Genomic DNA, 8,887 nt, shown 5'->3' on the forward strand with positions numbered 1-8,887 from the left:
GGGCCGACAACATCTGACCGGTGGCGTTCATGTCATTGTCGATGGCTTGCTTGCCCGCTAGAACGATGCCCGGCTGCTCTTCTTCAACAACTTTCGCCAGGATCTTGGCAACGGCCAGCGGCTCGATGTCGTTGTGAACGTCGTCAGACGCGTTCACCAGGATCGCGCGGTCCGCACCCATGGCCAGAGCCGTGCGCAGGGTTTCCTGAGCCTGCTTCACGCCAATGGACACGACGACGATCTCGTCCGCTTTGCCGGCTTCCTTCAGGCGGATGGCCTCTTCGACGGCAATCTCGTCAAAGGGGTTCATCGACATTTTTACGTTGGCAAGATCGACACCGGTGCCGTCCGCTTTCACACGAACTTTCACGTTGTAGTCGATCACGCGCTTCACAGGCACAAGCACCTTCATCAGCGGTATCTCCCAGTTATGCCCACGGGGGGCGGTAATGCTCTCGCGACACGTTTACCGAAATGCTGCATGTGAAAACAGCGCAAAATCGTCACGTCCGGGTCCACGGACGTCGCGTTCTTTCGTTTTGACGGGGATTCTTTGCAAGAATGTTGCCGTGTGGCAAAGTCAGAACGCGGATAACCGCTGATTCCAACCTAAGACGTGGTGTTCACCCGTCTGTCCAAGGGCCATGGAAACCATGCTGTGGCTTGCATTAACTCGGGGGACGCATCTGGCTGACAGGCAAGCGCCAACAGTTCATCCGCAAGCGTTTCGCTTTGGAACCAGTCGCTAAGAGATGCAAGAAATCGCGTGCTTTGCTCCAGCTCTGGCTTCCAGAATGCTGAGGATCCGATCAAGGTACCCTGTTCTACGTCACGGTTCATTGCGATTGCAAAATCGGCAAGAGGAAGCTGTTTCAAGCAAGTTATCGCCATCTCGGCGGACATCCCCCCTGATAAGAGCATGCAAAGGAAGGTGTCTAGATCTGGCGCTTTTTGCCAGCACTGCGCTGCGAGCAGGCTGGTTGCAAAATCTTGCATCCACGTTCGCTGTTCGCTGTTCCAGTTTTGAATTGGGGATTCTGTCGTCAAAGCTCGTCCGAGAGCGAGTTCGGTTCCGCAGAAAGAGATCTCGTGACCCTGTGCAAGATACTTAGCTATTGAGGGTAGGAACCAAAAGAATACCGATGCGCCTTCGGGTGCGTCGTTGAATGCAGCGCCCAGCCATTCGGACAACATATCAGTCGAAATGTTATCACGCGCGCGGTTCAGAATATCCTGTTCGGTTTCCGGGTTCATGCAGCAGAGCGTGCAGACCTGCAAGGAAACAGGCCTCTTTACAGGAAACAATTCAAAGGCACGGTTGGAAAGCTCTTCCAGCTTAGGGGAAAGGAAGTGACCTTCCGTTTGCTCCCCGGATGTTGTCACCGGTTCGCGCCCGGAACCCACAACACGTCTGCTTTGCCGCCATCATTCGCCACGCGGGCGGCGACGAAGCACCAATCGGACAGGCGGTTCAGGTATTTCACCGCGACCGGGTTCACGTCCTCTTGGGTGGCCAGATCGGTCGCCAGACGTTCGGCGCGGCGCGATACGGTGCGGGTCAGGTGCAGGTGGGCGGCGAGGGCCGAGCCTCCGGGCAGGATGAAGCTTCGCAGCGGTTCCAGCGCCTTGTTCATCACGTCGATTTCGGCTTCCAGACGGTCCACCTGTTCCTGCGCCATACGCAGCGGCGGGTATTCGGACTCGGCGTCTTTCGCCATGTCGGGGCGGCAGAGGTCTGCGCCCAGATCGAACAGGTCGTTCTGAATGCGGGCAAGTGCGGCGTCCATGTCGCCCTCGGCGTGCAGGCGCGCCATCCCGATGGTGGCGTTGGTTTCGTCCACGGTGCCATAGGCGTCCACGCGTGCATCGTGTTTGGGGCGGCGCGAGCCATCACCCAAGGCGGTTTCGCCCTTGTCGCCGGTCCGCGTGTAAATCTTGTTCAGAACTACCATCAGTTTCCTCCACGCAGCCAGACGAACAGCAAGATCAATGCAATGGCCACAGCCTGTGCCCCGATCCGCCAGCGCATCAATCGGTTCGAATGTTTGTGGGCCACTTTGCCCCCGACGCCAAACGACCCGATGCCAAGCATCAGGATGACCAGAACGGCAGCGCAGGACAGCACTACGAGGATGAACAGGGGATCGTCGGCCATGGTCTTTCTTTCCTTGGTGTCGGGTGTCAAATAGCCCTATTCCCCCCGATTTGCGAGGGGCATTTGGGCGCAGTTAGCCGTTGGGCGTCAGCCGGTCGCCCATGCGTGTCGAAAGAAGTCGTCTGCCGATGCCCGCGATATAAGTGGCCGTGGTGACGTAATAGCGCGGCTTGGGCTTGGGGTGCTCCAGCGCGTGGATCAGCTTTTTCGTGACCGACGACGGGGGGAGTTCGAACGTGTCCAGATCGCCGCTGTCGTCATAAAGGCGTTCGCGCAATTTGGCATAGAGGTTCCGGCGCGGGCTGTTTTCCCAGTCGATCCAGTGTTCGAAATGCGGCTGGGCATTCTCGCGGATCTTGGTCGTGACCGGGCCGGGCTCGATCAGGATGATGTCGATCGGCATGCCGCGCATCTCAAGCCGCAAGGTGTCTATCAGCCCTTCCAGTGCGAACTTGGTCGCGACATACGCCCCGCGCCACGGCAGCGCGGCGAAGCCCAGCACGGACGAGTTATGGATCACGCGGCCATGCCCCTGCTTGCGCATGACGGGCAGGATCAGCCGAGTCAGGTGGTGATACCCGAAGAAATTGGCCTCAAAGATCGTGCGCAGGGCGTCGGTGGGCAGATCTTCGACCGCGCCGGGGATGGCATAGGCGCCGTTGTTAAACAGCGCATCCAGCGTGCCGCCGGTGCGCGACAGGATCTCGGCCACAGCGGCATCCATACTGGTCTCGTCCGCGTGGTCCAGCTGCAGGCTTTCCAGCCCCTCACTGCGCAGCCGCTCGCAATCCTCTTCCTTGCGGCAGGTGGCAAAGACGCGCCAGCCGCGTTTGGCCAGCGTATGGGCTGCGTCATAGCCAATACCGGATGAACATCCAGTGATCAGGATGGATTTCTGGGTCATGTGTGTCTCCTGCCTCGCCCGGGAAGGGGTACGGGGTCGCCACGGCGGGGGTCAACAAAAAAGAGGCGCCACGTAGGGCGCCCAGTGGAACTCTTAAGGGAAAGGGCCGCTTATTAAAGTTGCGGCTTCAGGAATTTGGTTGCGATGAACCCGCGTTTGCCGGTGTCCACTACTTTGATCTGGCTCCACCCGTCGTCGGTTTGACCGGTTTCCAGCACTTCGGTGCCGCGGGTCAGGCGCGACACCACACCGAACTGGGTCGAGGGGCCGCCGCGCATATTTACGGTGCTGCCGCTGACGAACAGAGTGGGGTAACCTGTGTCGTCCACAACCGCTGCAGGTGCAGAAGGCGAAGGGGAAGGCGCGCTGGCGGCCATCAGGCGCGCGGCTTGCTCTGCCTGTGCGGCAGGGCTGGTCGGATCGCCTGCGACAGCGGCGGCTTTGATCACAATGCCACTGGCAGCAGGTGCCGCAGGTGTTTTGGCTGGGGAGGTGGTCATCGAGGCAGGCACAACGGCACTAACCGGCGTTTCCGCCAGCTTCGCAGACACGGCAACGATGCTGTCTTGTTTCACGTCAGGCTCGCGGCCGATCCGATCGGTTGGCAGACCGTCGTCCCGTCCATAATGCATCATGGCGACGCCCATCACGCCGACCGTCAACAATGACATACGAATAATACCCATAGTATCCCCCTTAAAACATCACCAGTTAATATCTCGTGCTCAAAAATATCGCGGGGAATGTAATGTGATTTTCCCCCAAGAAACCCGCATGGCAGCTTTACGCGAGTCGTCCTCAAGGATACACCAATCGCATGAATGACGTAACTGACAATTCCGAGATCAAAGGCAGCGAGCTGGCCGAACCGCTGCGCCGCGCAATTGGTGATCGCTATCTGACCTACGCGCTGTCGACCATTATGCACCGTGCCCTGCCCGATGCCCGTGACGGCCTGAAACCTGTGCACCGCCGCATCCTTTATGCGATGAGCCGCCTGAAGTTGGCCTCGAACGGCAAGTTCCTGAAATCGGCAAAGATTTCCGGCGACACGATGGGTGATTTTCACCCACACGGCGATGCCGCGATCTATGATGCCATGGCGCGTTTGGCGCAGGATTTCGCAGTACGCTATCCGCTGGTCGACGGGCAGGGGAACTTCGGCAATATCGACGGCGATAACCCCGCTGCCAGCCGCTATACTGAAGCGCGCATGACCTTCGTCGCCGAGGCGATGTTGCAGGGTCTGGACGAGAACGCCGTCGATTATCGCGACAACTATGACGGCCGACTGACAGAGCCGGTCGTGTTGCCCGCAGAGTTTCCGAATCTTCTGGCCAATGGATCGTCTGGCATTGCGGTGGGGATGGCGACCAATATCCCGCCGCACAATATCCCTGAATTGATTGATGCCTGCCTGCATCTGATCAAGACACCGGATGTTCGCGACGACACGCTTTTGAACTATGTGCCCGGTCCGGACTTCCCGACTGGCGGCATCATCGTCGAGCCGAAGGAAAATATTGCCAACGCCTATCGCACGGGCCGCGGCTCGTTCCGACTGCGCTGCAAGCACGAGATTGAAGATCTGGGTCGCGGGCAGTGGCAGATCGTTGTCACCGAGATCCCCTATCAGGTTCAGAAGTCGAAGCTGATCGAGAAGATTGCCGAGCTGATCCAGACCAAGAAGGTTCCTATCCTGGGCGACATCCGTGACGAAAGCGCCGATGACGTCCGTATCGTGCTTGAGCCGAAGTCGAAGAACGTCGATCCCGAGCTTCTGATGGGCCTGATGTACCGCAACTCGGATCTGGAAACGCGGTTCAGCCTGAACATGAACGTGTTGATCGACGGGGTGACGCCAAAGGTCTGTTCGATGAAGGAAGTGCTGCGCGCATTCCTTGATCACCGCCGCGACGTGTTGCAGCGCCGCTCGCGTCACCGCATGGACAAGATCGACCATCGTCTTGAGGTGCTCGAGGGCTTCATCGTTGCCTTCCTGAACCTCGACCGCGTGATTGATATCATCCGATATGACGATGATCCCAAAGCCGCCTTGATGCGCGAGGATTGGGGCATCGAACATGTCCGCGCCATGTCGGAACACGACTATGTCAGCCCCGCACCGGGCGAGGGTGAATTGTCCGAGGTTCAGGCCGATGCGATCCTGAACATGCGCCTGCGCAGCTTGCGCCGCCTTGAGGAAATCGAGCTGGTGCGCGAGCGCGACACGCTGATGGAAGAACGTGCCGCGCTTGAGGATCTTCTGGACAATGAAGACCTGCAATGGGGCAAGATTTCCGAGCAGCTGAAAGAGTCGAAAAAGCTGTTTGGCAAGAACTTCGAGGGCGGCGCCCGTCGCACCCAGTTCGCCGAAGCAGGCGAAGTGGAAGAGGTGCCGCTGGAAGCCATGATCGAGCGCGAGCCGATCACCGTGGTCTGCAGTCAGATGGGCTGGATCCGCGCCATGTCGGGTCATATCGACCTGAGCCGCGAGCTGAAATTCCGCGACGGCGATGGCCCGCGTTTCGTGTTCCACGCTGAAACCACGGACCGCCTGCTGGCCTTCGATTCGAACGGCAAGTTCTACACCCTGTCTTGCGCCAACCTGCCCGGCGGGCGCGGCATGGGCGAACCGTTGCGCCTGATGGTCGATCTGCCGAACGAGGCCGAGATCGTGGACCTGTTTATCCACACGCCCGACCGCAAGCTGCTGGTCGCCTCGAACGAAGGCAACGGGTTTGTCGTCAACGAAAACGACGTGCTGGCCCAGACCAAGAACGGCAAGCAGGTTCTGAATGTGGGCGACGCGACCGCGAAGATCTGTGCGCCGATTACTGGCGATCACGTGGCCATCATCTCGGAAAACCGGCGCCTGCTGGTCTTCCCCGTGGCCGAGATCAACGAGATGACGCGCGGCAAGGGTGTCCGGTTGCAGAAGTACAACTCGGCCCGCGGCAAGCAGGGGATCTTGGAACTGGATGGCGGTCTGTCGGATGTGAAGACCTTCAATCTGGAAGAGGGCCTGTCATGGCCCGCCACCGGGGACCGCACCCGCACCGAAAGCGATATGTCGCCGTGGTTGGGCAAGCGTGCCGGCGTTGGTAAAGCACCTCCCCACGGCTTCCCGCGTAACAACAAGTTCGAGTAATTCGGTGTGCCGCCCAGCAATCTGACGATTTCATATGCAGGTGAAAAGGGGCCGGTCTTCTGGCTGGCCCTGCGCACCAGCATCCTGACGGTCCTGACGCTTGGGTTCTATCGTTTCTGGGCCAAGACCCGATTGCGCCGCTATTACTGGAGCGCCATTCGACCCGGCGGCGCACCTCTGGAATATGTCGGCGACCCGCTTGAGAAGCTTCTGGGCTTTCTGGTCGCCGTGGTCTTCATGGCTTTCTACATCGGGATCGTGAATCTGATCCTGATGTATTTCAGCTTTGCGCTTCTGAATGCCAACTACGCGGCCTATGCGCTCAGCTTTCTGGGACTAACCCCGATCATCTTCTTCGCCCAGTATCGCGCCCGCCGCTACATCCTTGCCCGCACCCGCTGGCGGGGTATCCGCTTTGGGCTGGAGCCCGGCGCGTGGGGCTATAGCTGGCGGTCGATGGTCCATTGGATCGCGACCCTCTGCACGCTGGGACTGACATGGCCGCTGACGACGCTGTGGCTGGAAAAATACCGTGTCTCGCGCACCTTCTATGGGGATCAGCGGTTCGTGCAGGGTGGCGCAAAATGGATGCTGTTTGGCGCAATGCGGCACGTCTATTACGCGCTTGGGCTTATAATCGTCGTGACCGTGATGCTGGCCCTTTATGAAAACCCGGCTTGGGTGCTTGTGTACCTGCTGTCCGGTCCGTGGCTGATTTATGGCTGGGCCTATTGGCGGGCTGAAAGCTTCAAGCGCATGACCGAGGCGAAACAGCTGGGCGAGATGAAGTTCACCGCCAAGCCGCGCACGTGGCGGATCATCGGCATCTACGCGCTGGGCGGGCTTATGATGAGCATCGTCTTTTCGGGCGTGTTCTTGGTCGCCTTCATGGCCCTAGGTCTGGCCGTCGGGACGACAGATCTGGAAAACATCACCCTTGAAGACATGGACATGGCAACCACCGCGTTGGTTCCTGCCGGGGTGCTGGTCTATTTCCTGTTCATCATCCTGACCCGCGCCATGACGCATGCATGGATTAGGCTGCCTCTTGCCCAACATTTCGCAGAAGTGACCCAGATCGTGAACACGCAAAACATCGCCCAGATCGTCCAACGCGACCGCGATGAGTTCGCCGAGGCCGAAGGCTTTGCCGAGGCACTGGATGTGGGGGCCGCAATATGACGGGGCAGGAGGTGAACTGGGTCTTTGCTGATCTGGCACGGGGCGAACGCGCCCATCTGACGCGTGTGCAGGTCGCCTGCTACCGCGAGGCCTTGATCATCGGATTGCCCGAGGGCGAACAGATCACGTGGGGTTGGAATACCCTCCGTCGTGTGCGCGATCAGGCGGACCGGCGCGTCATGGTTCTGTCGCACGAAGGTGACCCGCTAACGCGGCTCTATCTGACAGACTTTGTGGCGCAGAAAGAGGTTGCACGCCGCGCAACGTCCCTTGGAAAGCGCGATCATGCGACGCCCCTGTCCAAGGTGCTGCTGTGGGCCGGCGGGGCTGTCGCCTCGGTTGCAGCGATCATCTTTCTTCTGGTGCCGCTTATGGCGACACAACTGGCAGAGATCCTGCCACCCGAGGGCGAGAAAGCGCTGGGCGACACCACGTTCGAACAGATCCGCATGGCACTGGACGAGACCGGGCTGGGCGGCGTTGGCATCTGCGAGGATACAGCAGGCAACGCCGCGATGCAGGCCATGTATACGCGCCTGAACCCCGACGCGGATCTGCCCTATGAGGTCAAAATCCACATCCTTGATCACCCGATGGTCAACGCCTTTGCGCTTCCCGGTGGGCGGCTGGTCTTTTTCCGGGGGCTGATCGAAGAAGCCGACAATCCCGAAGAAGTCGCCGCCGTTCTGGCGCATGAGATCGGCCATGTGGTCTATCGCGACCCCACCCGCGACGCGCTGCGCTCGGCCGGGTCACTTGGGGTGCTGGGGCTTCTGTTCGGGGACTTCGCCGGCGGCACTGTTGCGCTGTTCATCGCCAACCAGTTGATCAATGCATCTTACAGTCAGGCGGCTGAGGCGCGAGCAGATGACTATGCTCACGGCCTTCTGGCACAGGCGAATATCTCGCCCGTGGCGCTGGGCACGTTCTTTGAGCGTTTGCATAAGGAACACGGGGATGCCGAAGGGTTGGTAGCCCATCTTGCCTCGCATCCGCAGATGACGGATCGCATCTCGGCTGCACAGGCGGCGGTCGACCCAAACCGCGACTACGATACGATTCTGGATGCGCAAATGTGGCGGAATTTGCAGACGGTTTGTGGTGAACGGGATGCGCCGTCGTCCAGCAATGTGGCGCCAGCGAAAAAGCCTTGGGCAAACCCAGAGTAACGGATGCCGGATCGGGTGGCCAAGCCCTTGGCAATCCGACGAAAAAACAGCCGATGCAATTCGCTTCTGCGGGATTGTCACATTTCCTTGCGCCGGAACGCACGCAAGCCTTGATTTTCTTTCCCCAAAGCTATAGCTAGCGCGCGATATTGAACCACGGGGTCTGTGACCCCCTCAGACACGAGGCGTAGGGCTTTATGGCTAAGGAAAAGTTTGAACGCGGTAAACCGCACGTTAACATCGGCACGATTGGTCACGTTGACCACGGCAAGACCACTCTGACGGCAGCGATCACCAAATTCTTTGGTGACTTCAAAGCATACGAC

At 59.4% G+C, this 8,887-nt stretch carries 10 protein-coding genes; 4 read left to right on the forward strand and 6 right to left on the reverse strand.

What is annotated here, in order from left to right:
• The 6 genes from MWU53_RS15805 to MWU53_RS15830 form a co-directional block, all read right to left on the reverse strand.
• The coding region (locus MWU53_RS15805) for an electron transfer flavoprotein subunit beta/FixA family protein (RefSeq protein ID WP_247094648.1) at positions 1–412 on the reverse strand (412 nt) is incomplete at its 3' end.
• A gap of 197 nt (positions 413–609) precedes the next feature.
• Positions 610–1,404: a hypothetical protein gene (locus tag MWU53_RS15810; RefSeq protein ID WP_247094650.1), complete on the reverse strand. Its 795-nt coding sequence runs from the start codon at positions 1,402–1,404 to the stop codon at positions 610–612.
• On the reverse strand, positions 1,380–1,952 hold the full coding sequence (locus MWU53_RS15815; RefSeq protein ID WP_247094652.1) for a cob(I)yrinic acid a,c-diamide adenosyltransferase: 573 nt from the start codon (positions 1,950–1,952) through the stop codon (positions 1,380–1,382). The genes MWU53_RS15810 and MWU53_RS15815 overlap by 25 nt, the downstream gene beginning before the upstream one ends.
• The gene (locus MWU53_RS15820; RefSeq protein ID WP_108857590.1) at positions 1,952–2,155 is read right to left on the reverse strand and encodes a twin transmembrane helix small protein; all 204 of its coding nucleotides are present in this window, start codon (positions 2,153–2,155) and stop codon (positions 1,952–1,954) included. The genes MWU53_RS15815 and MWU53_RS15820 overlap by 1 nt, the downstream gene beginning before the upstream one ends.
• Positions 2,156–2,228: 73 nt before the next feature.
• Entirely contained in the window at positions 2,229–3,059 is an 831-nt protein-coding gene (locus MWU53_RS15825) for an SDR family NAD(P)-dependent oxidoreductase (RefSeq protein ID WP_247094655.1), read from the reverse strand.
• A 113-nt stretch (positions 3,060–3,172) separates the two neighbouring features.
• A complete protein-coding gene (locus MWU53_RS15830) occupies positions 3,173–3,745 on the reverse strand; it encodes an SH3 domain-containing protein (protein WP_247094657.1) in 573 nt (190 codons plus the stop codon).
• Between the two features lie 131 nt (positions 3,746–3,876).
• On the opposite strand from MWU53_RS15830, the gene parC reads away from it, so the two are divergent.
• The 4 genes from parC to MWU53_RS15850 all read left to right on the forward strand — a co-directional run.
• Positions 3,877–6,210, forward strand: coding sequence for a DNA topoisomerase IV subunit A (parC, locus tag MWU53_RS15835; RefSeq protein WP_247094659.1), 2,334 nt, complete (start codon positions 3,877–3,879; stop codon positions 6,208–6,210).
• Positions 6,211–6,216: 6 nt separating this feature from the next.
• A complete protein-coding gene (locus MWU53_RS15840) occupies positions 6,217–7,392 on the forward strand; it encodes a DUF898 family protein (protein WP_247094662.1) in 1,176 nt (391 codons plus the stop codon).
• On the forward strand, positions 7,389–8,561 hold the full coding sequence (locus MWU53_RS15845; RefSeq protein ID WP_247094664.1) for a M48 family metallopeptidase: 1,173 nt from the start codon (positions 7,389–7,391) through the stop codon (positions 8,559–8,561). Before MWU53_RS15840 ends, MWU53_RS15845 begins: the two co-directional genes overlap by 4 nt.
• A 197-nt stretch (positions 8,562–8,758) precedes the next feature.
• Positions 8,759–8,887, forward strand: a 129-nt coding sequence (locus MWU53_RS15850) for a GTP-binding protein (protein ID WP_247094666.1), incomplete at its 3' end; no start/stop codon positions are given.

The sequence above is a fragment of the Aliiroseovarius sp. S1123 genome (assembly GCF_023015885.1).
Taxonomy (GTDB): domain Bacteria; phylum Pseudomonadota; class Alphaproteobacteria; order Rhodobacterales; family Rhodobacteraceae; genus Aliiroseovarius.

Excerpts from the sequence above, each read along its gene's own strand:
- parC (WP_247094659.1), top strand. The coding sequence starts at position 3,877 with ATGAATGACGTAACTGACAATTCCGAGATCAAAGGCAGCGAGCTGGCC.
- MWU53_RS15820 (WP_108857590.1), bottom strand. The coding sequence starts at position 2,155 with ATGGCCGACGATCCCCTGTTCATCCTCGTAGTGCTGTCCTGCGCTGCC.
- MWU53_RS15825 (WP_247094655.1), bottom strand. The coding sequence starts at position 3,059 with ATGACCCAGAAATCCATCCTGATCACTGGATGTTCATCCGGTATTGGC.
- MWU53_RS15830 (WP_247094657.1), bottom strand. The coding sequence starts at position 3,745 with ATGGGTATTATTCGTATGTCATTGTTGACGGTCGGCGTGATGGGCGTC.
- MWU53_RS15845 (WP_247094664.1), top strand. The coding sequence starts at position 7,389 with ATGACGGGGCAGGAGGTGAACTGGGTCTTTGCTGATCTGGCACGGGGC.
- MWU53_RS15815 (WP_247094652.1), bottom strand. The coding sequence starts at position 1,952 with ATGGTAGTTCTGAACAAGATTTACACGCGGACCGGCGACAAGGGCGAA.